The sequence below is a fragment of the Stenotrophomonas sp. CASM106 genome (assembly GCF_049384825.1).
Taxonomy (GTDB): domain Bacteria; phylum Pseudomonadota; class Gammaproteobacteria; order Xanthomonadales; family Xanthomonadaceae; genus Stenotrophomonas; species Stenotrophomonas muris.
The window spans coordinates 1-466 of record NZ_JBMRFS010000047.1 but is presented as its reverse complement, the minus strand read 5'-3'; the positions used below and the strand labels follow the sequence as shown (position 1 = coordinate 466).

Annotated in this window: 1 protein-coding gene; it reads left to right on the top strand. The window is 54.7% G+C overall.

Going from position 1 to position 466, the window contains the following annotated elements:
- The coding region (locus VG556_RS22450; RefSeq protein WP_423180061.1) for a sulfatase-like hydrolase/transferase at positions 1-466 on the top strand (466 nt) is incomplete at both ends.

The window sequence follows — 466 nt, the reverse complement described above, 5'->3', positions numbered from 1 at the left end:
GTTTGTACGCCTGCACGGGCCGGACTATTTACCGGTATCTACGCTAACCAGTCCGGCCCGTGGACCAACAACGTCGCGCCAGGCAAAAACATCTCCACTATGGGGCGCTACTTTAAGGATGCCGGCTATCACACCTGTTACATCGGCAAATGGCATCTCGACGGTCATGACTATTTCGGCACTGGCGAGTGTCCGCCGGAGTGGGACGCTGATTACTGGTTCGATGGGGCGAACTATCTTAGCGAACTGACGGAAAAAGAGATTAGCCTGTGGCGCAATGGCCTAAACAGCGTCGAAGATTTACAGGCGAACCATATCGACGAAACCTTCACCTGGGCGCATCGTATCAGCAATCGGGCGGTGGATTTTCTGCAACAGCCTGCGCGCGCAGACGAGCCTTTCCTGATGGTGGTTTCGTATGATGAGCCGCATCACCCGTTCACCTGTCCGGTGGAGTATTTAGAGA